Below are 22,655 nucleotides of genomic sequence, written 5' to 3' on the forward strand. Positions count from 1 at the left end.
GAACGCAGGTCCGCTGGCTGCGCCGTTTGAAACAACACCTGTGGTTGAGGAGACGGTTCAACCCACCCCCGGCAACCCCAGCAACTCCACCAACCCCTGCTTCTGCTCGATCCTGAGCCCGTTCGGCGAATACACCCCATAGGTCATGCCGGGCTTCTTGTGACCGATGATCTGGGCCGCCTCCGTCTCGGCGATGCGGTGGCGTTCGAATGCCTGGGCGACGTTCTTGCGGAAGCCGTGGAAGGTAGAGCGCTGCTCGGGCGTCAGTGAACCGGCCTTGACCGCAGCGAGCGTGACCCGCCCGAACTTCTTGCCGATGTTCCAACCGCGCTTTTTATCGGGGCCGCCCGGCACCAAGTTGGGGAACAGAAAGCCGGACCGGGGGCACAGGTCGAGGAAGCGGGCCAACGCGCTATGGACTGGCACGACACGAACGCTGCTTTCCGTCTTGCCCTCGGGAATGTCGAAATAGGTCACGCCCTCCGCCGTTTGCACGTCCGCCCATTCCAGCGAGCAAATCTCGTTCAGGCGCATTCCTGACAGCAGGGCGATGCGGGGGAGCCAATACAGAGGGTCTGGCTTCCCCTCGCTCCCAGGGTTCGACTGCAAGCTCAGCACCACCCTCAGCGCCTCGTCTGTCCACGGGGCGTGGGCGTTTCTCCGCGTTTTCACCTTGGTCCAGTGGCCGGAGAAGGGGTTCCTGCCCGACACCTCCCCCCTGCTGTCCGCCCACTCCCACAACCCGTTCAACGAAGAGACGTAGCGGTTCAGGGTCCGGCTGCTGAGCACCTTGCCACCGGCCTTCGCGTAAAAGGCGAGCAACTGATCGAGGGTGCGCCCTTTCGTATCCGGCGACCGGCCCCAGTTCGGGTCGAGTCGCTTCACCTTGTCGAAGAAGGCCGCGACCACCTTGCCCTTCACGGTGGCGAGGGGCTTGTCGTCTATGTGGTACCGAAACAGGCGAAAGACGGCTTCCATCTGGGAGATGGTTTGCAGGGTGCGTCGGTTTGACGAGTCCCGCTGTATGTCGGCGATGTAGCGGGCGGACAGGGCCGAGAACGGCGCTTGGAATTCGTCAGGCGTGTCCACCTTGCCTGCCCGTGCAGCCTTGATCGCTTCCAGCGCAGCCGCCACCTCGGGATGGACCTCGTCCGGATCGGTCTCGCTCAGTTCGCCCACACCGAGACGGCGCGCCTCGGGATCGGCATAGCCATCCCATAGGAGGTCGAGCTGTTCGTCCAGATCGTCGGGATCGCGGAATTTCTGCTTCAGCCAGTTGATGCGCTGGACCACCTCCTCGAAGACGACATGGGGAGGCTGTGTCTCCACCTCCGACGCCCGGAGCAGGTCGAACTGCCGCTTCCAATGAGCCGCCCTCTCAAGCGCCAGATGCTGAGCCAGACGCCTGTCGGCCGTCTTCAGGTTCTCGGTAACCATCTTCTTCCCGACAGCGGGCTGCACCGCCACGGGGACCGCGATCTGAAACCACCAGACGTTCACCCTACGCTTCAGCCAACCCGCCCTTGGCGCCATTTCGTACCACCACAGCCCTTCGTTCTAGTACATCGTTCTAGTACATCGGCGGGTCATAACCAACTGATATCATTGATCTGAAACGACAAGGGAGCGCGACGGCTGGGGATCCAGGCGCCCCAGCCACGCCATGCCCCCCGGGGCTATCCCCTACTCCCAGCCTTCCAGCACGATCTTGCCGATGGACCGCCCGCTCTCCAGCGCGAGGTGAGCGCGCCGGAGGTTGTCCGGGGTGATGGGCCCGAAATGGGCGCCGAGGGTGGTGCGCAGGAGACCTTCGTCCACCAGTCCCGCGACTTCAGACAGGATGCGGTGCTGGGCGTCCATATCCGGGGTCTCGAACATGGAGCGGGTGAACATGGATTCCCACGCCAGTGCGCCGCTCTTGGGCTTCAGCAGGGTGGCGTCGAGCGCGGCGGGATCGTCGATGACGCAGATGGCGCCCTGCGGCACCAGCGCCTCGACCAGCTGCGGCCAATGCTGGTGCGTGCCGGTGATGCTGAAGATGCGATGCGCGCCGCCAAGGCCGAGCGCCTTCAATTCACCCGCGAGGGGCTTGGTATGGTCGATCACATGGTCGGCGCCCAGTTCCTTCACCCAGGCGATGCTCTCCGGCCGGGAGGCGGTGCCGACAATGGTGGCGGAGGCGAGCCGATGCGCCAGTTGCACCGCCATGGAGCCGACGCCGCCCGCCGCCCCGACGATCAGCAGCACCGTCTTGTCGTCGGCGATGCCACGCGGCAGGCGGAGGCGGTCGAACAGGCTCTCATAGGCCGTAAGCGCCGTGAGCGGCAGGGCCGCGGCCTCTGCGAAGGACAGCGTCCTGGGCTTGCGCGCCGCGATGCGGGCATCCACCAGATGAAGCTCGGCATTGGTGCCCGGCCGGGTGATGGCGCCGGCATAATAGACCTCATCCCCGACGCAGAACGCCCCGGCGTCGGTGCCCACCGCCTCGACCACGCCGGCCGCATCCCAGCCGAGGATCACTGGCGCCTCGGCGGTGCCCTGGCGGCGCATGCGCACCTTGGTGTCCACCGGATTGACCGAAATGGCCTTCACCCGCACCAGCAGGTCGCGCGGACCCGGCACGGGGTCCGGCGCCTCGAAGGCGAACAGGGCGTCCGCGCTGTCGGCGGGGCGGGAGGCGACGTAACCGATGGCCTTCATGACGATCTCTCTCGAAGCAGGCGCGGAGCGCGCCGTCGCTGCCTAATCTCGATCGTCCCGCGCCCTGCGCAAGACGGCACAATCGCGTGGGGTGGTATCAGGATTGATACGCCGAGTGGCGCGCGTGCGCGGCGTCCGCCATACTTCCCCGCCGCGACAGCGGGTGGAGGACAGAGCATTGGCACGGCGCCATGTGACTTATCCGGGCACGGGATGCCCCGTCGAAGCGGCGCTGGCGCTGATCGGCGCCAAGTGGAAGGGCGCGACACTCCATCACCTCATGGAGGGAGAGCAGCGCTTTTCCGAGCTGCGCCGGCGCATGCCCAAGGTCACCCAGCGCATCCTCTCAAAGGCGCTGCGCGAGCTGGAGGCGGACGGGCTGGTGTTGCGCCGGGTCTATCCCACCGTCCCGCCGCAAGTCGGCTACCGCCTCACGCAGAAGGGCGCGGCCTTGCGGAACGCGGTGGAAGCGCTGGCCGATTTCGGGCGCGGCCACCTCCAGGGCGCGGCCTGCCCGTTCCCCCACGCCGAGCACGCCATGGCCGCCGAATAGCGCGCGAGCATCGGCAATTTCAGCTAGTGTCGGGCCATGCCCCGTCCGTATCATCATGGCCCTGCCTCCGATCATTTCGACGGCACGCGCTTCTTCAATCCCGATCATCCCTCCACCGACAAGAGCCTGAAGGACCTGCTCGCCTGGCGCCGCGCAAAGCAGGGACAGGAGCCCGCACCCATCGGCTGGCCGGCCGCGCCGCCGCTCCCCGCACGGGAAGAGACGCCGCCGGCGCGCGTGGCGGCCGGCATCCGCATCACCATGGTTGGGCACGCCAGCGTGCTGATCCAGGTGGCGGGGCTGAACATCCTCACCGATCCGGTCTGGTCGGAGCGGGCCGGTCCGCTCCGGTTTCTCGGGCCGAAGCGGCACAATCCGCCCGGCATCGCCTTCGCGGACCTGCCGCCGATCGACTGGGTTCTGCTCAGCCACAACCATTACGACCACATGGACCTTGCGACGCTCCGTCGCCTTCAGCGCGCACATCGTCCGCGGGTGCTGACGCCGCTCGGCAATGACAAGATCCTGCGCCCGCAGCTCAAGGCCCTCGACATCACCACCGGCGACTGGGGTGCGCGCTTCGATCTCGGCGCGGGCGTGGAGGCGATCCTGCATCCCGCCAACCACTGGTCAGCGCGCGGCATAAGGGACCGGCGGTTTGCCTTGTGGGCGGGCTTCGTGCTGGCGACGTCGGAGGGGCTGATCTATTTCGCCGGCGATACGGGATACGGCACCGGCGCCATCTTCCGGGCGGTCGCCCGCGACTTCGGCGCGCCGCGTGTGGCGCTGATCCCCATCGGCGCCTATGAGCCGCGCTGGTTCATGGCCCCGCAGCACACCAATCCCGAGGAGGCCGTGCGCATCCTGGAGGACACCGGCGCCACCCAGGGCCTCGGCATCCATTGGGGCACGTTCCGCCTCACCGACGAGGGGCAGGATGCGCCGAAGCGGGCACTCGGCGAGGCGCTCGACGCCGCCGGCATCGCGCGACACCGTTTCCTGCCGCTTCATCCGGGGCAGGTGTGGGAAGCGCCGGCCTAGAGCACGCGCCGATCAGCTTGTATCGCAAGCTGATCGGACAACGCGTTCTCTCTCTTCAAGTTAGAGGGCGATTCACCGATCAAATTGATTCAATTTGATCGGATCGCGCTCTAGCCGATGGCTTCTTCCAGCCGGTCGGCGACGGTCTTCAGCACCTTCACCCGGCCGTAGCGCTTGTCCTCCGACTCCACGAGGGTCCAGGGGGCGAAGCGGGTGGAGGTGCGATCCACCATTTCGGTCACCGCCGCCTCGTAGAGGGGCCATTTCTCCCGGTTGCGCCAGTCTTCCGGGGTCAGCTTGAAGCGCTTGTAGGCGACCGTCTCGCGCTCCTCGAAGCGACGGGCCTGCTCCTCCTGGCTGATGGCCAGCCAGAACTTCACCACCACATAGTTGGCGGCCGAGAGCTGGGCCTCGAAATCGTTGATCTCGCCATAGGCCCGGCCCCAGTCGTCGGGACCGCACAGACCCTCCACCCGCTCCACCAGCACGCGGCCGTACCACGACCGGTCGAAGATCACGGTGCGCCCGTGGGCCGGGATGTGCCGCCAGAAGCGCCAGAGATAGGGCCGCGCCCGCTCCTCGTCGGTGGGCGCCGCGATCGGATGCACGCGGAAGCGCCGCGGATCGAGCGCCCGCCGCAGCCGCATGATGGTTGAACTCTTGCCCGCCGCATCCGAACCCTCGAACGCCACCACCAGCCCCGCATCGGCGAAGCGCGGGGAATTGGTGAGGCGGGTGATGCGGCTCTGCTCCTGCGCGAGCTGGCGGTCGTAATCGTCTTCGTTGAGGGATTTCGAGAGGTCGAGGGTGGAAAGGATGGAGAAGGTCGGCAGTGCCGACGGCAGCCGTGTCGGGTTGGGTGCGAGCGGCTGGGGCGCCGGCTCGGGCTCGGAGACCATGGACCTGAGCTTCTCCAGCAGCAGGCTGCCGGCCATGGCGTCGCGATACTCCTCGTCGGCGGCCGGCACCACGTGCCAGGGCGATGTCTCGGTGGAGGTGGCGCGGGCGGCATCCTCGGAGATGGCGAGCAGCCGCTTGCGCGGGCCGGAGCCTTTCAGCTCCGCCCACTCCCGCACCACGGGGCGCTGCCAGTCGCCCTTGGTGACGCCCTTGAGGCGGGTGCGCGCCTCCTCCTCGTCCAGATAGAGCCAGATCTTGAGCAGGCTCACGCCCTCGGCATGGAGCATGCCCTCGAAGCGCTGGATCTCCTCCAGCGCCGCCATGAAGTCGCCGCGCTTCATCTCGTCCAGCGCCCGCTTGCACAGGGGCGCGTGGTACCAGGAGCCGAGCATGATGCCGATCTGGCCGAAGGGCGGCAGCTCGCGCCAGTATTTCCACATGGCCGGACGATCTTCCGGCGCGCAAGGCATGTCGAAGGTGAGCGTCTGCAGCTTGCGCACGTCGAGCCAGCCGTAGAGGCGGTTCAGCACCGCGCCCTTGCCGGCGCCGTCCGGGCCATGGATCAGGACGATGAGGCTGCGGCGCTTCTGCTCGATCAGCTGGAACTGCGCGGTGAGCAAATCCTCGCGCAGGCTGGGCTCCATCGCCTTGAAGGCGGCCTTGTCGAGATGGTGCGCGAACGTCGCGGATTCGAACATGCCGCCTCTCCTCCTGCCGGGGGGCGGCAGCCTGTACGAGCCGTCAGGCGGATGCAACTTTCTGGGTGGCGGCGGACGGCACCTTCACCCACGCCTCGCCATCCAGCACCACCTCGCCCTTCACCGTGCAGATGCAGGAGAGGCGGGCGCGGAAGCGCTCGGGGATCAACTCCACCACGCGCACCTCCACCTCCACCGTGTCGTCGATGCGCACGGGAGCCCGGAAGTTCAGCGTCTGGGAGATGTAGACCGCGCCCGGACCCGGAAGGCGCGTGCCGAGCACGGCGGAGATCAGGCTCGCCGTGTAGAGGCCATGGGCGATACGGCCGCCGAAGGGCGTGCGCGCGGCGAAATGCTGGGACAGATGGATGGGATTGCGATCGCCGGTGAGTTCGGCGAAGCCAACGATGTCGGAGGAGGAGACCGTCTTCGACATGCGCTCGATGCGCCCGACCGTCAGGTCTTCAAAAAAGAGGTTCTGCAATTCGAGGAACATGGGCGCGCTTCCGTTATGCTTGTCGGGGCGCGCACTCTAGAAGCCAGCCGCACGGCTGGAAAGTCGGCCGAAATGGTAAGCCGGAACGTCGCAGGGGCGGCGGATCAGGGCAGAGGCGGCGTCAGGCCGCCTCCCCCTTGAGCTTGCGCATCAGCTCTTCCAGCTCCGCGTTCTTGTCCGCCGGCAGCACCACATTCACCCGCGCCAAGAGGTCGCCGTGACCGCCGGTGGCGTTGGGCAGCCCCTTGCCACGCAGGCGGAACGTACGCCCGCCGGAGGTCCAGGCCGGAATGGCGAGTTCCACCGCGCCGGTCAGCGTCGGCACCCGCACCTTGGCCCCGAGCACCGCATCGGCGAGCGGCACGTCGATCGCCTGCCGCAGGTCGTCGCCATCGCGCTCGAACACCGGATGCGTGGCATAGGAGATGGTCACATAGGCATCGCCCGCCGGCCCGCCCATTGGGCTCGGCTCTCCCTGCCCCTTGAGGCGCATGCGATGCCCCTCGCGGGTGCCGGGCGCGATCTTGATGTCGATCTGCTTGCCGTTGGGCAGGCCGACACGCTTCGACGCCCCCTGCGTCGCCTCCTCGAAGGAGACGGGGAGCGTGATCTCCATGTCGGCACCCGGCTGGGGCGCGAAGCCGCCGCCCGCCGATCGCCGCTGGCGACCGAAGCCGAAGATGTCGCCGATATCCTCGAACCCGCCGCCCCCACCACGAGACGTGCGCCGCGCCCCCTCGGGACCGAAGGAGAAACTTTCGAAAATCGTGTCGCCGTCGAAGCCGGAAAAGCCGCCCGGCCCGCGCCGGGGCCCACCGCCGCCGAAGCCGGAAAATTCCGGCGCGCGCGGCTTGCCCTCCGCGTCGATCTCGCCGCGGTCGAACTGGCCCCGCTTCTCCTTGTCGGAGAGAATCTCGTGCGCCGTGTTCAGCTCGGCGAAGCGGTCCTGGGCCTTGGGATCGGACGCATTGGCATCCGGGTGGAGCTTCTTCGCGAGCTTGCGATAGGCGCGCTTGATCTCTGCCTCGTCGGCGGTCTTGGAAACACCGAGGACGTCGTAGGGATCACGCATGAATAGTCACCTCTGCGGCCGGCACTCAGGCGGCCAGCCGCACGGAACATGTGGTTCGCGGTGCAAAAAATGCAACGGCACCGCTCAAACGGCCTGCGCTTTTGTGCGCCATGCCGCTTTTGCGTGCCTTGCACCGGAATGCGGCTCAGGCTCGTCCGAGCAGGCGGACCTGGTTGAGCACGGTGCCGCTGCGGCTCTTGCACGCCTCGCCCTGCACCCAGCGATCGGCGGACTTGCCGTCCACCAGCGAGATCATGAAGGCGCGGCAGCCGGCCTGGGTCGGGCCGACCGGAGTCGCCGTGCCTCGGGCGCCGGTCTCCGGATTGTCCCACGGCACCGACACATCGCCGTCTCGGGCGGCAAGCGCCTGGTCGAGGGCGAGCTTGGCCTGCGTCCAGTCGCCGGCGGTGATTCCCTTGGGCGCCGGGCCTTCCGGCACCGGCAGGGACGCCGGCGTCGCCTTGATCGAGCCGGTGACGAGCGAATCGTCGTCGTGAAAGGGCGAACTGGCGCAACCGGCCAGAGACGCGGCCAGAAGACACGTGCCCGCGACGGCACCGAGCCCTTCGCGCCGGCGCACGACGCTTCTATATAGAACCATGAAGCCGCCCAGAGAGGCGCGCGAACGATCAGGCACGAGGGGCTCCACATGACGGCGAGCGACACCATGGAACCCCGTGATCCCTTAACATCCGGTGATTTCACCGAATCTTCCGAACCATTCCGTCTTTTCGCCGAGTGGCTGGAGGAGGCTGGCAAGTCCGAGCCCAACGATCCGAACGCCATGACGCTGGCGACCGTGGACGAGGATGGGCTTCCCGATGCCCGCATGGTGCTGCTGAAGGGGCTGGACGAGCGCGGCTTCGTCTTCTTCACCAACACCGGGAGCGCCAAGGGCCGGGAACTGGCAGCACATCCCAAGGCGGCGCTTGTGTTCCACTGGAAGTCGCTGCGCCGTCAGGTACGGGTGCGCGGGCCGGTGGAGCAGGTGAGCGACGCGGAGGCCGATGCCTATTTCGCCACCCGCCCCCGCCTCTCACAGATCGGCGCCTGGGCCTCGACCCAGTCTCGGCCGCTGGAAGGCCGCTTCGCGCTGGAGGCGGCGGTCGCGACAACCACCGCGAAATATGCCCTCGGCAGCGTGCCGCGCCCGCCCCACTGGACCGGCTTCCGCATCCTGCCCGTGGCCATCGAATTCTGGCATGACCGGCCGTTCCGCCTGCACGACCGTGTGGTGTTCCGCCGCGCCGGCGAGGGCGACGCCTGGACGAAGACGCGGCTTTATCCCTGATCGAAAAAGCCGACCGGGCTTGACCCGGACGCGGGCGGATGGTGCATCACGTTCGCCCGCTGTGGCCGAGGCTCACACCATGACATCCGATACTCAGGACCGCCCGCGCATCATGCTCCTCACCGGGGCCTCGCGCGGCATCGGCCATGCCACGGTGAAGCGGTTTTCGGCCGCCGGCTGGCGCGTCATCTCCTGCTCGCGCCATGCCTTCCCGGAGAAGTGCCCGTGGGGCGCCGGGCCGGAGGACCATCTGCAGGTGGACCTTTCCAGCCCCGCCAGCACCAAAGCGGCCATCGCCGAGGTGAAGCGCCGCCTGCCGGAAGGCAAGCTCGACGCCCTCGTCAACAATGCCGCCATCTCGCCCAAGGGCGAGGGCGGCGCGCGGCTCGGCACGCTGGACACCGACCTCGAGACCTGGGTCGACGTGTTCCAGGTGAATTTCTTCGCCCCCATCATCCTCGCCCGCGGCCTTTCGGCGGAGCTGGAGAAGGCCCAGGGCTCGGTGGTGAACGTCACCTCCATCGCCGGCTCGCGGGTGCATCCCTTCGCGGGCGCCGCCTATGCCACCTCCAAGGCGGCGCTGGCTTCCCTGACGCGGGAGATGGCCTCCGACTTCGGCCGCCGCGGCATAAGGGTGAACGCCATCGCGCCGGGCGAGATCGACACCGCCATCCTCTCGCCGGGCACGGACAAGATCGTGGCGCAGATCCCCATGCAGCGCCTCGGCACGCCGGACGAGGTGGCGAAGATCATCTACGTGCTCTGCACGGAGACCTCCTCCTACCTCAATGGCGCCGAGATCCACATCAACGGCGGCCAGCACGTCTGACGGGGCGGGCTGATTTTTGGAGTTAGAGCCAGCCGCGCCACTTGAAGAAGACGTAGGGCAGGATGCCTGAAATCACCATGGCAACGAGCGCGGACGGATAGGCATAGGTCCAGCTCAGCTCCGGCATGTGCTGGAAGTTCATGCCATAGATCGAGGCGATCAGCGTCGGCGGCATCAGCACCACCGAGAGCACGGCGAAGATCTTGATGATGTTGTTCTGCTCCAGGCCCACCATGCCGATGGTGGCATCCAGCAGGAACTGAAGCTTGTCGCCGAGGAAGTTCGCGTAGTCGGAGAGGCCGGCCACGTCGCGGCTCATGGACTTGATGTTGGCCTTCCCATCCTTGGCGATGGTCGATCCGTCGGTGTCGGCCCCGAGGAAGGAAATGAGCCGCTGCAGAGAGGCGAGGCTTTCCCGGGCATACGACACCAGCCCTTCCTTGCGGCCGATGTGGGAGAGAATGGCGCGGTAGCGCTGGTTGGCATTCTCCCGGCCGCTCGACCGCTCGAAGATGCGCCGCGAAATCCGCTCCACGTCCGCGCCGATCTGCTCCAGCACGTCGGCGGACCGGTCCACCACGGCCTCCAGCAGCTCGATCAGGACATCCTCGCCCTTGATGGTGTCCGGACAGGACTTGCCGAGCCGGTTGGCGACGGACGGGAAGGCGCGCGGCTCGCCGTAGCGCACGGTGATGAGGCGGCCGCGTGTAAGGATGAAGGTGACGGCCAGCATCACCGGCGTCTCGGTATCGGCGCCGCAGAGAATGGTGGCGGTCATGTAGCGCGCGCCGCCCTCCACATAGAGGCGGCTCGACTGCTCGATCTCGCCCATCTCCTCGCGGGTCGGCACGGAAATGCCAGCGAACGCTTCCGCGCGCGCGTCGTCCGCTTCGGTGGGTGAGATCAGATCGAGCCAGACGGCGGCCTCGGGTATGGGCCCGTCCGTTACGGGGGCGGCCACGAGACTTCCCTGGCTGGGCATATAGGCGAAGATCATGCGGCGGTCCCCGATCGGCCGGACCTTCTAGCCCGCCGCGGGACGCGTGGGAACTGCGGCTGCCGCCCGTTCTCCGTTTCCGCTCCCGAGATACCGCCCCGTCACCCGGCGGCAATCCGATGTCGCCGCCAGTCCGAACGTGCTGCGGCCGGCTCGAATGACTTGGCCGACACGAATGATTTGGCCGGCTCGGGCATCCTCGCCGGGCGACACGTGACACCCTGCGGCCAGCACGTCGCTCGTCACCACCCCGGCCGGCCCCCGCGCCGGGTCCGGGAGAACCATCGCTCTCGCTCAGGCGGCGAGGAAGTCGATGTCCTTGAGGGTGACCACCTTGTTGGCCTGGGCAGCCGCCTTGGCCTCGGCCGCCTTCTTGTCGCTCGCCTGCTGGGCGGCTGCGGCGACGGCGGAAATGCCGATGTCGCGCCACTGCTGGCTCTGCGCCGTACGCTTCAGATCCGATTCCTCCCGGGGGCTGAGCCCTTGGTGTCCGGTAGACATGTCCCAACTCCTGTGTGGTGCGCCGTTACGCAGCGGCACCTTCGCGTGACCCCTCCAGAGATGGCGATCAACTGCGTCAAAACTGTGCAGCCGATGCGACTTCTCCGCGGTCATACGAAGAGTAGGCGCCCCAAACCTTGCGAAACTCCAAAGAGGGTGCCGAAAGGGCAATCTGTGAGGCATTTCTGCAACGCCTTCGCACAAGCAACAGCTCCCCATCCGAACACCCTTCTAGCGAGGCGGACATTGGGTTAATTCATTTTCGCGGGTCGAATCCTCCTTGCGCGTCAAGGAAAGAGTTGAAGAGGCGAGATATGATGTGGCGAGCGGTCGGGGCACTGCTGACGGGTTTGATGCTCAGCGGCTGCATCTCCGGAACGGTTGCGCCGGCGCCGGATACGGCAATGACGGCGCGAGACAAGCAGCTTCTTGCCAACAAGCCGTACCCGAATGTGAAGCCTTCGGGCGAGTTCGAGCGGCATATCGTTGAGTATCCGACCAATAAGAAGCCGGGCACGGTGGTCGTCGATACTCCGAACAAGTTCCTTTACTACGTGGAAGGCAACGGTAAGGCGATCCGCTACGGCGTGACCGTCGGCGAGGAAAGCCTCGCCTTCCGCGGTCAGGCCAAGGTCGGTCGCAAGACCGAATGGCCGAGCTGGACCCCCACCCCGGAAATCCACCAGCGCATCGCTGGTCTTCCGTCCTACGTGGCGCCCGGCCCGCACAACCCCATGGGTGCCCGCGCCCTGTACCTCTACCAGGGCAATCAGGACACCCTGTTCCGCATCCACGGCACCAACCAGCCGGAATACATCGGCCAGGCGATCTCCTCGGGCTGCATCCGCATGCTCAACGAGGACGTGATCGACCTGTACAGCCGCGTTCCGGTGGGCGCCGAGGTCGTGGTTCTCTGAGCTTTCGTCCATCGGACGTTAAAAGGGCGCGGCTCGGCCGCGCCCTTTTTGTTTGGGCATATGCTCAGGCGCTTTCAGGCCGATGCCGTGGCCCCGCACGCCCTGAAGCGCCGCGGTCGCGAGACGTTCAGTCGGGCTGACTCTGCTTCGACGGGGTGGGCTTGGTGCCCCCGTCCTTGTTCTGCGCATTCTTAGGCTGCGCGCTGCCGGCCTGACCGCTCTTCGCCTGACCGCTCTTCGACGATCCAGTCTTGGACGATCCAGTCTTGGACGATCCATCCTTTGACGATCCATCCTTGGGCGGGCTGGCCTTGCCGGACCTGGACGTCTCGCCCGCGGCGTTGCCGGCCGAAGTGGCAGCGGCATTCTTGTCGGCGGCATCCTTGTCCGGACCGGCCGCCTCCCCGTCGTGCCCATCACCGCCCTCGCCCTGCGCCGACGCCGCCGGGGCGCTGGGCGCGGGCTTGTCCTTGCGCGACGCCACTGCGGTGCCCGCGTCAAGATTCCAGTGACAGAGCTTGAAATCGTTGCGGCGCTGGGCGAGGTCCACGTGGATATGATCCTCGTGATAGCCATCGGATCCGGGGCCGAGGACCGTCGCGAAGCGCGTGCAGGCACTGTCCTTCATGGACCCGCGCAGCGCCATGGGCAGGCCGCCCTTCGCCACGGTCCACACCCGCCCGTCGCCGAGTTCGAAGCCCCCGACGTCGACCGCATTGCCGCGCCCGTGCTCGCTCATCTTGGCGCCCGCCACCCGATTGCGCGGACGGCAATTGTAGGAATCGGCGATCCGGATCGCCGCCAGCGCCCCGCCGGCCGCCGCGACCGCGGGCGCCAGGGACTCGCGCATCCAGGCCGCAGCCGCCACCGTCATCTCGCAGCGGGACACCGCCGCCGGTCTCAACGGGATCATCCGCCCGTCGCCGAGCCGCACCGCGGTCAGCCGCACCGGGACGAACAGGCCGCATGCGGGATTGATGGAAAGGGAGGCGTCGAGATCGGCCTCGATCTCCCCGGCCGCGACGAGATCCGCACAGGCGGAGGGCATCACCAGGGGAGCGGCCGGCCCCGGAGACGGTGCGGATGGCGCCAGGCTTCCTGGTCCGCCGGGGGAAGGCACCGCGTCCGGAGATGTCTCGCGTGACGCCACCCGAGGTCGTCCGCCCGGAGTGGTCGGCTCGCGCACGAAGCGCTCGGCCGTCCCCACGTCCACCGGCCCCTCCCGTTGCCCGGCCTCTTCGCCCCGTACCTCCTGTCCGCCGGGCTCCGCCTCGCCCTCCTCCTCGGCCAGTTCCGGCGGGCGTCTCGGCGGCAGCGGTGCCGCGCGCAGCGACGGCAGGCGCGCCACCACCGGGGCCGTCGGCGCCTTGAGATCCTTCGGCTTGGCGGGTGGCAGGGGCGCGGCCGCGCGCGTCGGGCTCGCCGCCGTCAAGGCAAGGAACCCGAGGCAGAGGGCGAGCGGAAATCCTGCAGGCCGGGGCGCCGTGGCCCGCAGCAGGGCGTCGGGCGCGGTCGGGCAGCGGCGCGGTGCGGCGGGTCGTCTCAATGACATGCGCGTGATACTAAAGACGTCCTTCGCCGTGGTCGAGCCGGCCGGCCGGCGCCCCCTCCCCCAGCGGACCGCCCATGCAAGACCTGACCGCGCTGCTTTTCGACAAGGATGGCACCCTGGTGCATTTCGATCGCACCTGGGGACGCGCAGCCGGAGCGGTGATGCGGCAGATGGCGCGCGATGACGCCCATGCCGTCGCCCGGCTGGAGGCGGTGAGCCACTATCTCCCCGACGAGGAGCGGTTTCTGCCCACCTCTCCGCTGGTCTCCGGTTCGTCCGCCCATTACGGCCCGCTGTGGGCCCACGCCTTGGGTCGCCCCGCCGACGCCGACTTCCTCGCCGAGATCGACCGGCTGTTCGCCGCCGAAGGGCTCGCCAACCTCACGCCCATCGGCCACCCGGCGCGAACGCTGGGGCAGCTGAAGGGCGCGGGATTCGCCCTCGCCATCGTCACCAACGATGCTGAGGAGAATGCCCGGCAACAGGCGGGCGCCCTGGGCCTGCTGCCGCTCCTCGACGCCATCCATGGCTACGATTCCGGTTTCGGGTCCAAGCCCGGCCCCGGCATGGTGTCGGCATTCGCCGAGCGGTTCGGTCATCCGCCCCGCGCCATGGCGGTGGTGGGCGACAGTGCCCACGACCTCGCCGCCGCGCGCGGCGCGGGCGCGCGCTTCATCCTGGTGCGCAGCGGCCCGGCGCCGGTCGACGACCTCGTGGGGGATGCGGACCTCGTGGTGGACAGCGTGGACGACCTGCCCACTGTCTTGCCTGCCGTCCCTCCTGCTTCACGCAGCAAAGCCCCTTCCCTCGCCGGCGAAAACGCGGTCTAACCGACGGGAACCTCGCGCAGGTGCGCGTCACGGGCGGCAGGATGATCAGACGCCGGCTTTATACCGAGGAGCGCTATTCGCCGCTGGCCCGCTGGAGCTTCCGGCTGGCCCTGTTCTCGGTGCCGGTCGTGGCGCTCGCGGCGCTGCTCTATCGCGCCGGCATGCTGGATTTCCAGCCGGCGATCGCCACGCTCGGGGCCGGGCTCGCGCTGGCCCTCGTCGCCGCGGCGATGGGCATCGTGGCCTTCTTCATCACCTGGGAGACGGGCTGGCTGGGCATCGGCCGCGCCATCGCCGCGGTGGCCATCGGCGGCCTCGTGCTCGCCGGCCCGGCAGCCGTCCTTGCGCGCGGCATGATGCTGCCGCAGCTGACGGACATCGCGACCGACCCCACCGACCCGCCCCGCTTCCGCGCCCTGACACTTGCTCACCCCCGCGAGGCCAACAGCCTCGTCTTCGGCGGCACGGCGGCGGCGGAAGCCCAGCGCATGGCCTATCCCGGCATCAAGCCCGTGGACCTGACTGCGACGCCGGAGGAAGCGTTCAATACCGTCCTCGCTTTGGTGCAGAAGCGGCGCTGGCACATCCTCGATGCGATTCCTCCGCGCGGAACGCGGCGCGACGGTCAGATCGAGGCTGTGGCGGTCTCACCCATCATGGGTTTCCGGAGCGACGTGTCGATCCGGATTCGGCCGACCTCCAAGGGGGCGCGGGTGGATGTGCGGTCCTCGGCGCGCTACGGCATCCATGATCTCGGCACCAACGCCCAGCGCATCGAGGGGCTGATGGCGGATCTCGCGGCCGAGCGGCGGCGGCGCTGAGTCTCAGGCCGAAGGTGTCGCCAGAAGCGCGGTCGCCGCAGCGGCCTCCGCGGGCGGCAGGGGCGCGATCAGCTCGGCTCCCTCATTGCGCACCGAATTGACCTCCGCCGAGACGGGGGAAAGCTGAAGCGCCTCGCCGGGGAAGGACCGCATCAGCGCCGTGCCGTCGGCACCATCCAGCCATGCCGCTACATCCTGGTGGGACAGGATCACCGGCATCCGCTCGTGCAACGGGCGCAGGCGCTCCGTCGCAGGACAGGTCAGGATCGTGAAGGTGCGCAGCCACTGGCCGGTGGCGGGATCCTTCCAGCCGTCCCACAACCCGGCGAACGCCAGGGGAGCGCCATCGGCGCGCGAGATGAGGAAGGGCTGGCGCCGCTTGTCCACGGCCTTCCATTCATAGAAGGCATCTGCCGGGATGATGCAGCGGCGCGGCGCACGCCAGGCCGCGCGGAAGGTGGGCTTTTCGGCAACAGTTTCCGAACGCGCATTGATGAGTCGCCCGCCGCCGGAGGCGTCCATGGCGAAGGACGGCACCAGACCCCAGCGCAGGAGATCGAGATGGCGCCGGCCCGTTTCGGGATTGCGGCGCACCACCATGAGGTCCTGGGTCGGGGCGGCATTATAGCGGGGCGGAACGTTGGGCAGCGGCGCCAGCGCCGGGTCGACGCCGAACAGCGCGGCAAGGGCCGCCGGGGGCGTGAGCTGGACGAAACGTCCGCACATGCCAGCCTCCGCCCCGTCGCGTCAGGCCGCGCGGCGGAATCGGCCGGTGATGGCCGCCGTCCCGTCGGTGACGACCCGCCCGCTGGCGACCAGATGCTCGAGGTGCGCCAGCACCGTCAGCGAGGCGGCACCGACGAGCCGGGGATCGAGGCCGATGTAAATCCCCCGCACCAGATCGGGAATGGTCTCCACATCGCGGTCGAGAGCGCGAAGAATCGCCGTCTCCCGCGCAATGCGATGGGAGAGGTAATCCCGCACGAAGTCCGGAGCGTTCCGCACGGGGCCGCCGTGGCCCGGCAGGTAGACCGCCTCCGTGCGCGTGGCGAAGCGTTCGAGGGAGCGGATGTAATCGCCCATGGATCCATCTGGCGGCGCCACGATGGAGGTTGCCCAGGCCATCACATGGTCGCCGGAGAAGATGAGGTCTTCCTCGGGCAGGACAAAGGCCATGTGGTTGGCACAATGGCCCGGGGTGGCGATCCCGGTCAGGGTCCAGCCGGGTCCGCTCACCGCCTCGCCGTCGGGCAGGACGATATCTGGCCGGAAGTCCATGTCGGCGCTGGCGTCGAGGGGATTGACCTCGCCGATGGCCAGAGGCCGCGCAGCGCGATGTTGCCCCTCCGCAACAGTGGGGGCCCCGGTCGCGGCCTGGATCGCCTGCGCCGCGGGGGAATGGTCGCGGTGGGTATGGGTGATGACGATGTGGCTGACGGTCTCGCCCCTCACGGCATCGAGTATGGCGGCGATGTGGCGGGGATCGTCCGGGCCAGGATCGATGATGGCCACCGTGCCCCGGCCTACGATGTAGGAGCAGGTGCCGGTGAAGGTGAAGGGCGAGGGATTGGGCGCCACGATGCGCCGGACAAGCGGCGTCACCTGATCGAGGCGGCCGGCCGGGACATCGAAGCTGCGGTCGAAGGCGATATCGTCGCTCATGAACGTGACGGTAGCCTGCAGGGACACCGGCGACAACCGCGGCGGTGTCGGGCTCCGGGGGAATGGGGAAGCGGGGCCAGGGGATGGCGAAGGGGAGGCGGCGGATCAGGCCCCTCGATTGGGATCGCCTTGAGCAATGAGCCCAGGCTGAAGCCGCCCGGCGATCAGACAAAAGAAAAGCCCGCTGCCGAGGCAGCGGGCTTCCTGATGAAGCAGAGCTTCGATCAGAACTTGTAGTTCACACCCGCGCGGAACGAGTTGAACTTGGAGTCCGTGCTGGCGCTCAGGCCGGGCGCGATCGCAACGGCGTCCACGCTCGCGGAGCCGAGGTCGACGTAGAGGTATTCGGCCTTGAACGTCCAGTTGTTGGTGATGGCGAACTCGCCGCCGGCACCGATGGTCCAACCCCAGTTGGTGCTGGACTTGTCGAACACCTGCACGCCCAGGATCGAAGCCGTGGTCGCGGTCTTGCCGTAGGCCACACCACCGGTGATGTAGGGCAGGAACCGGTCGATCGCGTAGCCGAGGCGGGCGCGGATCGTGCCGAAGTAGTCGATGGTGGTGCCGGCGTTCACGACCGGCAGGCCGAGGATCGAGGCGCTCACGGAGCCCTCGATGTTGGACCACTGCAGGTCGGTCTCGATGCCGAGCACGACGTTGTTGGCGAACTGGTAGTTGTAGCCGATCTGGCCACCGGCGTAGAAGCCGGAGGAGTTCAGGCTGGCCGAGGCCACCGGGGCGCCCAGGACATTGACGTCGTAGGTGAAGGAGTCACCGCCGTAGCCAACGTTGCCACCGATGTAGAAACCGGTCCAGGAGAACACCGGAACCGGAACTGCCTTGACGGGATACTTCGTCGCCAGGTCAGCAGCCGCGGCCGGAGCCGAGAGCGCCGCCAGCGCGACAGTGGCGAGAAGGAACCGCTTCATGACCAAAACCCCCTTGCTTGGGTAACTTGCACTTTAGGGCGAAATCACCGGCGGCCGGATGGGCCACGAGTCGTTTCGTCCAGTGACATCTATCTAGCAGGGGTCTCGCCGGAATGCCGTAACATTCTTGCCACAGTTACCCCAAATCAGCACAACCGAAAGCCAAATTCCTAGTATGCTACCGCCACATAGGCGCTCTGGCCCACCTTCGCCGGCTATCAGCTCCACCGCCGGGTCCGAAAGGTAAATTGTTCGTAAAAACAACGGCGTTCAAGGCACGTTCACGGAGCCGGGCTTAGCCTGGATTCGTTGGTCTCCAAAAGGAGGGCCCCATGCAACTTTACCGATTCCCCGGTTTCGTGCGCTGTGCCGCGGCCGGGGCTGCACTCGCCGCAATCGCCTCCGGCCCTGCCCTGGCGCGGCCCGACAGCCTCACCATGACATGCGCGGCGGCGGCCGGAATGGTCTCGTCCCAAGGGGCTGTGGTGATGGGCACGGGACCCAACATCTTCGACCGTTACGTGATCTCCCTGCGCTACTGCGCGGGCTCCGAGCAGCTGAAGCCGGAATGGATCAAGACGAAGGACAATCCCCAATGCTTCGTGGGCTATACCTGCTACGTGCCAACCCGGGACAATTTCTTCCGGTAGGAAGCGACCGGCCCGCGAGGGGCGTCACACAGGAGGTTGCCATGATGTCTTGCACGGCCCGCCGGCCCGGCCGCGCTCTCGGCCTTGTGATCGTGGCTGCGCTTGCCGGCCTGACGGGGCCGGCTGCGGCCCAGACGCAGAGCCGCTCCTTCACCTGCACCCAGGCTGCCGCCCTCATTCAATCGAAAGGCGCGGTGGTGCTCGCCACGTCGCCCACCCTTTACGACCGCTACGTGCGGGACCAGAGCTTTTGCGTCTACGACCAGGAGACCCGGCCGGAATGGGTGCCCACGCGGGACAATCCGCAGTGCTTCATCGGCTACAGCTGCTACGTCCCCCTGCGCGGCGGCGGGCGGCAGTAGACGCCCCCGGCGCCCGAACATGAAAAAGGCCGGGCATTGGCCCGGCCTCGGTCACAGTGGGGGCGGCAACGCTCAGGCGATGCCGCGCTCCTTGAGCACGCCCTCGATCTCCTCCAGCACGCCGGCATCGTCGATGGTGGCGGGCACGGTCCAGGGATCGTGGTCGGCGATCTTCTTCATGGTGCCGCGCAGGATCTTGCCCGAACGGGTCTTGGGCAGGCGGTTCACTGTAACGGCCAGCTTGAAGGCGGCCACCGGGCCGATGCGGTCGCGCACCAGTCCCACAAGCTCCCGCTCGATCACATCCGGCGCGCGCCGTTCGCCCGCCTTGAGCACCACGAAGCCGCAGGGCACCTCTCCCTTCAGTTCGTCCTTCACGCCGATGACAGCGCATTCGGCGACGTCCGGATGGGAGGCGAGCACCTCCTCCATGCCACCGGTGGAGAGGCGATGGCCCGCGACGTTGATGATGTCGTCGGTGCGGCCCATGACGAAGACATAGCCGTCGTCATCCAGGAAGCCGGCGTCGGCGGTCTTGTAGTAGCCGGGGAACTCGGCGAGGTAGCTTTCGGCGAACCGGTCGTCCTGCTGCCAGAGGGTGGGCAGGCAGCCGGGAGGCAAGGGCAGCTTCACCACGATGGAGCCCATAGTGCCGGCCGGCACCGGCTTCGACGCCTCGTCCACGATCTGCACGTCGTAGCCGGGCATGGGCACCGTCGGCGAGCCGAGCTTGATGGGCAGGAGACCCAGGCCCACCGGATTGGCGGCGATGGCCCAGCCGGTTTCCGTTTGCCACCAATGGTCCACCACCGGCACCTTCAGCTGCTCCTGCGCCCACACCACCGTATCGGGATCCGCCCGCTCGCCGGCGAGGAACAGGGTGCGGAAGCGCGAGAGGTCGCGGCCCTGCTTCAGGAGGCAGTCCGGGTCCTCCTTCTTGATGGCGCGGAGCGCGGTCGGCGCGGTGAACAGGGCGACGACGCCGTGCTCCTCGATCACCCGCCAGAAGGCCCCGGCATCGGGCGTGCCCACGGGCTTGCCCTCATAGACGAGGGTGGTCGCGCCGAGGATCAGCGGGGCGTAGACGATGTAGGAATGGCCCACCACCCAGCCGATGTCGGAGGCGGTCCAGAACACCTCGCCGGGCTTGATGCCGTAAAGGTTCTTCATGCTCCAGTCGAGCGCCACCATGTAGCCGCCGGTGTCGCGCACGACGCCCTTGGGCTTGCCGGTCGTGCCGGAGGTATAGAGGATGTAGAGCGGATCGGTGGCCAGCATGTCGGCGCAGGGGGCAGCCTTGCCCGCGGCGGCGGCGGCATCGACCGCGGCCTGCCAGTCGAGATCGCGGCCTTCGACAAGCGCACCCGGCCCCTCAGCGCGCTGGAGCACGAGGCAGCTTTCGGGCTTCACCGCCGACATGGAGATGGCAAGGTCCAGGAGCGGCTTGTAGGGCACGACGCGGTTCGGCTCGATGCCGCACGACGCCGCCAGGATCACCTTCGGCTCGGCATCCTCGATGCGGGTGGCCAGCTCCTTGGCCGCAAACCCGCCGAACACCACCGAATGGATGGCGCCGATGCGGGCGCAGGCCAGCATGGCGCAGATCGCTTCCGGCACCATGGGCATGTAGACGAGCACCCGGTCGCCCTTGCCGACGCCCATGTCCTGAAGCACGGCCGCCAGCGTCGCCGTCTCCTTCAGCATTTCGCCATAGGTCAGCGTGCGCTTGGTACCGGTGACGGGGCTGTCGCAGATCAGGGCCGCCTGATCGCCACGGCCGGCGGCGACGTGGCGATCGAGCGCATTGTGGCAGACGTTGCCCACCGCATCGGGAAACCAGCGGCCATAGACGCCGGCGTCGGCATCGAAGATGGTTTCCGGCGGGCGGGTCCAGTCGACGCCCCGGGCGGCCTCGGCCCAGAAGGTGGACGGATCGGTCTTCCAGCCGGCATAGGCCTGCGCGTAGCGGCTCGCGCCATCAATGGACATGGACGTCTCCCTCAAGGGTCTTCTTTAGCCCGGTAGTGCCGGGTGCTTTTTTACGGCGCAAGCTCGCACAAATGCGTAAGACGTTTGTCGCTCGGGTCCGCGACCACCTGCGGCAGACTGGTACTTTGGTATCGGGGCCCACCGATTGCACCGCCCTGCCGCCCTCGGCTAGGTTCGCGCTCCAATTCGACCGGAATCCCGGCGCGAACACAAGCATTCGCACGAGTGGGGGGACACGATGGCCGGCATCTACGACCAGGATCTCGATCGGAACGCGGCAAACTTCCAGCCGCTGACGCCCCTCGGCTTCCTGGAGCGGGCGGCGAGCGTGTTTCCCGACCGCACCGCCATCCTGCACGGCGGCCTCAAGCGCAATTACCGGGATTTCTACGCCCGCAGCCGCCGCCTGGCCTCGGCGCTGTCGAAGGTGGGGGTCGGCGTCGGCGACACGGTGGCCGTCATGCTGCCCAATGCCCCGGCGATGCTGGAAGCGCACTACGGCGTGCCCATGACGGGCGCCGTGCTCAACTCGCTCAACACCCGGCTCGACGCCGCCATCCTCGCCTTCACCCTCGACCACGGCGAGGCAAAGGTGCTCATCACCGACCGCGAATTCTCGCCCGTCATCAAGGCGGCCCTCGCCCTCGCCGTCCGCAAGCCGCTGGTGATCGACTATGACGATCCCGAGTTCACCGGCCCGGGCGAGCGCATCGGCACGATGGAATACGAGGATTTCCTTGCCACCGGCGACGAAGACTTCGCATGGAAGCCGCCGGCGGACGAATGGGACGCCATCGCGCTGAACTATACGTCCGGCACCACGGGCGACCCCAAGGGCGTCGTCTATCACCATCGCGGCGCCCACCTGCTGGCGGTCGGCAATGTGGTGACGTGCGCCCTGGGCAAGCATCCGGTCTATCTGTGGACGCTGCCCATGTTCCACTGCAACGGCTGGTGCTTCCCCTGGTCGATCACGCTCGTTGCCGGCACCCATGTGTGCCTGCGGCAGGTGCGGGCGAAGGCCATGTTCGACGCCATCGCCGACCACAAGGTCACGCACATGTGCGGCGCGCCCATCGTCATGTCGACCCTGCTCAACGCGCCGGAGGCGGACAAGCGCCCCCTGCCCGGCCGGGTGGAATTCATCACCGCCGCCGCGCCGCCGCCGGAGGCCGTGCTGGCCGCCATGCAGGATGCCGGCTTCAACGTGGTCCACGTCTACGGGCTCACCGAGGTCTACGGTCCGGCGGTCGTCAACGACTGGCATTCCGAGTGGGACGCGCTCGACGCGAAGCAGCGGGCCTTCCTCAAGTCGCGGCAGGGCGTGCGCTACAGCGCGCTGGAATCCCTCGACGTGATGGACCCCGAGACCATGGTTCCCGTTCCCGCCGACGGCGAGACGCTGGGCGAGGTCATGTTCCGCGGCAACGTGGTGATGAAGGGCTACCTCAAGAACCCCTCCGCCACCGAGAAGGCGTTCGACGGCGGCTGGTTCCACTCGGGCGATCTCGGGGTGAAGCATCCCGACGGCTACATCCAGCTCAAGGACCGCTCCAAGGACATCATCATCTCGGGCGGCGAGAACATCTCCTCCATCGAGGTGGAAGATGCCCTCTACAAGCATCCGGCGATCGCCGCCGCCGCCGTGGTGGCGAAGCCCGACGAGAAGTGGGGCGAGACTCCCGTCGCCTTCGTCGAGCTGCGCGACGGCATGACCGCGACGGCCGAAGAGATCATCGCCCATTGCCGCACCCATCTCGCGGCGTACAAGTGCCCCCGCCACGTGGTTTTCGAGGAAATCCCCAAGACCTCCACCGGCAAGATCCAGAAGTTCCGCCTGCGCGAGCTGGCCAAGGAGGTTTGAG

Annotated in this window: 23 protein-coding genes; 10 read left to right on the forward strand and 13 right to left on the reverse strand. The window is 67.7% G+C overall.

Annotated elements, in window-relative coordinates; genetic code table 11:
• Nucleotides 1-57 precede the first annotated feature (57 nt).
• Together ACT535_RS17970 and ACT535_RS17975 are read right to left on the reverse strand one after the other, a co-directional pair.
• Nucleotides 58-1,500, reverse strand: coding sequence for a tyrosine-type recombinase/integrase (locus tag ACT535_RS17970; protein ID WP_476365484.1), 1,443 nt, complete (start codon nt 1,498-1,500; stop codon nt 58-60).
• A gap of 183 nt (nt 1,501-1,683) precedes the next feature.
• Nucleotides 1,684-2,700, reverse strand: coding sequence for a zinc-binding alcohol dehydrogenase family protein (locus tag ACT535_RS17975; RefSeq protein WP_476365485.1), 1,017 nt, complete (start codon nt 2,698-2,700; stop codon nt 1,684-1,686).
• A gap of 178 nt (nt 2,701-2,878) precedes the next feature.
• On the opposite strand from ACT535_RS17975, the gene ACT535_RS17980 reads away from it, so the two are divergent.
• Nucleotides 2,879-3,253, forward strand: coding sequence for a winged helix-turn-helix transcriptional regulator (locus ACT535_RS17980; protein WP_476365486.1), 375 nt, complete (start codon nt 2,879-2,881; stop codon nt 3,251-3,253).
• A gap of 36 nt (nt 3,254-3,289) precedes the next feature.
• Nucleotides 3,290-4,294, forward strand: coding sequence for an MBL fold metallo-hydrolase (locus ACT535_RS17985; RefSeq protein ID WP_476365487.1), 1,005 nt, complete (start codon nt 3,290-3,292; stop codon nt 4,292-4,294).
• A 110-nt stretch (nt 4,295-4,404) separates the two neighbouring features.
• Here the strand turns inward: ACT535_RS17985 and pap are convergent, their stop codons facing one another.
• The 4 genes from pap to ACT535_RS18005 form a co-directional block, all read right to left on the reverse strand.
• Nucleotides 4,405-5,892, reverse strand: coding sequence for a polyphosphate:AMP phosphotransferase (pap, locus tag ACT535_RS17990; RefSeq protein ID WP_476365488.1), 1,488 nt, complete (start codon nt 5,890-5,892; stop codon nt 4,405-4,407).
• A 43-nt stretch (nt 5,893-5,935) separates the two neighbouring features.
• The gene (locus ACT535_RS17995; protein ID WP_029555753.1) at nt 5,936-6,388 is read right to left on the reverse strand and encodes a MaoC family dehydratase; all 453 of its coding nucleotides are present in this window, start codon (nt 6,386-6,388) and stop codon (nt 5,936-5,938) included.
• A 121-nt stretch (nt 6,389-6,509) separates the two neighbouring features.
• Nucleotides 6,510-7,460: a J domain-containing protein gene (locus tag ACT535_RS18000; RefSeq protein WP_168457640.1), complete on the reverse strand. Its 951-nt coding sequence runs from the start codon at nt 7,458-7,460 to the stop codon at nt 6,510-6,512.
• A gap of 145 nt (nt 7,461-7,605) precedes the next feature.
• On the reverse strand, nt 7,606-8,097 hold the full coding sequence (locus ACT535_RS18005; protein ID WP_476365489.1) for an RT0821/Lpp0805 family surface protein: 492 nt from the start codon (nt 8,095-8,097) through the stop codon (nt 7,606-7,608).
• Between the two features lie 12 nt (nt 8,098-8,109).
• On the opposite strand from ACT535_RS18005, the gene pdxH reads away from it, so the two are divergent.
• On the forward strand, nt 8,110-8,751 hold the full coding sequence (pdxH, locus tag ACT535_RS18010; protein ID WP_168457638.1) for a pyridoxamine 5'-phosphate oxidase: 642 nt from the start codon (nt 8,110-8,112) through the stop codon (nt 8,749-8,751).
• A 112-nt stretch (nt 8,752-8,863) separates the two neighbouring features.
• Nucleotides 8,864-9,580 carry an SDR family oxidoreductase gene (locus ACT535_RS18015; RefSeq protein ID WP_168457732.1) on the forward strand — a complete coding sequence of 239 codons (717 nt, stop codon included), beginning with the start codon at nt 8,864-8,866 and terminating at the stop codon, nt 9,578-9,580.
• A 22-nt stretch (nt 9,581-9,602) separates the two neighbouring features.
• Here ACT535_RS18015 and ACT535_RS18020 read toward each other — a convergent pair whose 3' ends face one another.
• Both ACT535_RS18020 and ACT535_RS18025 read right to left on the reverse strand, forming a co-directional pair.
• Nucleotides 9,603-10,577, reverse strand: a complete 975-nt coding sequence (locus tag ACT535_RS18020; RefSeq protein ID WP_476365490.1) for a magnesium transporter CorA family protein — start codon at nt 10,575-10,577, stop codon at nt 9,603-9,605.
• Between the two features lie 294 nt (nt 10,578-10,871).
• Nucleotides 10,872-11,078 carry a hypothetical protein gene (locus ACT535_RS18025; RefSeq protein ID WP_476365491.1) on the reverse strand — a complete coding sequence of 69 codons (207 nt, stop codon included), beginning with the start codon at nt 11,076-11,078 and terminating at the stop codon, nt 10,872-10,874.
• 314 nt (nt 11,079-11,392) lie between these two features.
• Here ACT535_RS18025 and ACT535_RS18030 point away from each other — a divergent pair, with 314 nt between their 5' ends.
• A complete protein-coding gene (locus ACT535_RS18030) occupies nt 11,393-11,995 on the forward strand; it encodes a L,D-transpeptidase (RefSeq protein ID WP_210254336.1) in 603 nt (200 codons plus the stop codon).
• Nucleotides 11,996-12,122: 127 nt separating this feature from the next.
• Here ACT535_RS18030 and ACT535_RS18035 read toward each other — a convergent pair whose 3' ends face one another.
• Nucleotides 12,123-13,427, reverse strand: a complete 1,305-nt coding sequence (locus tag ACT535_RS18035; protein WP_476365492.1) for an extensin-like domain-containing protein — start codon at nt 13,425-13,427, stop codon at nt 12,123-12,125.
• 194 nt (nt 13,428-13,621) lie between these two features.
• Between ACT535_RS18035 and ACT535_RS18040 the strand changes: the two genes are divergently transcribed.
• Entirely contained in the window at nt 13,622-14,377 is a 756-nt protein-coding gene (locus ACT535_RS18040) for an HAD family hydrolase (RefSeq protein ID WP_476365493.1), read from the forward strand.
• Nucleotides 14,378-14,418: 41 nt separating this feature from the next.
• The gene (locus ACT535_RS18045) at nt 14,419-15,198 is read left to right on the forward strand and encodes a DUF1499 domain-containing protein (RefSeq protein WP_168457632.1); all 780 of its coding nucleotides are present in this window, start codon (nt 14,419-14,421) and stop codon (nt 15,196-15,198) included.
• A gap of 3 nt (nt 15,199-15,201) precedes the next feature.
• Here ACT535_RS18045 and ACT535_RS18050 read toward each other — a convergent pair whose 3' ends face one another.
• The 3 genes from ACT535_RS18050 to ACT535_RS18060 form a co-directional block, all read right to left on the reverse strand.
• Nucleotides 15,202-15,924 (reverse strand): SOS response-associated peptidase, encoded by a 723-nt coding sequence (locus tag ACT535_RS18050; protein WP_476365494.1) that lies wholly within the window; start codon nt 15,922-15,924, stop codon nt 15,202-15,204.
• Nucleotides 15,925-15,945: 21 nt separating this feature from the next.
• Entirely contained in the window at nt 15,946-16,860 is a 915-nt protein-coding gene (locus tag ACT535_RS18055) for an MBL fold metallo-hydrolase (RefSeq protein WP_476365495.1), read from the reverse strand.
• Nucleotides 16,861-17,084: 224 nt separating this feature from the next.
• Nucleotides 17,085-17,789 (reverse strand): outer membrane protein, encoded by a 705-nt coding sequence (locus ACT535_RS18060; RefSeq protein ID WP_168457629.1) that lies wholly within the window; start codon nt 17,787-17,789, stop codon nt 17,085-17,087.
• Between the two features lie 332 nt (nt 17,790-18,121).
• On the opposite strand from ACT535_RS18060, the gene ACT535_RS18065 reads away from it, so the two are divergent.
• Nucleotides 18,122-18,439, forward strand: coding sequence for a hypothetical protein (locus tag ACT535_RS18065; protein WP_476365496.1), 318 nt, complete (start codon nt 18,122-18,124; stop codon nt 18,437-18,439).
• Between the two features lie 41 nt (nt 18,440-18,480).
• On the forward strand, nt 18,481-18,801 hold the full coding sequence (locus ACT535_RS18070) for a hypothetical protein (RefSeq protein ID WP_476365497.1): 321 nt from the start codon (nt 18,481-18,483) through the stop codon (nt 18,799-18,801).
• A gap of 72 nt (nt 18,802-18,873) precedes the next feature.
• Here ACT535_RS18070 and ACT535_RS18075 read toward each other — a convergent pair whose 3' ends face one another.
• A complete protein-coding gene (locus ACT535_RS18075; protein WP_476365498.1) occupies nt 18,874-20,790 on the reverse strand; it encodes a propionyl-CoA synthetase in 1,917 nt (638 codons plus the stop codon).
• Between the two features lie 238 nt (nt 20,791-21,028).
• Here ACT535_RS18075 and ACT535_RS18080 point away from each other — a divergent pair, with 238 nt between their 5' ends.
• Nucleotides 21,029-22,654 (forward strand): acyl-CoA synthetase, encoded by a 1,626-nt coding sequence (locus ACT535_RS18080; RefSeq protein ID WP_476365499.1) that lies wholly within the window; start codon nt 21,029-21,031, stop codon nt 22,652-22,654.
• Nucleotide 22,655 lies beyond the last annotated feature (1 nt).

The organism is Xanthobacter sp. DMC12, assembly GCF_056314105.1.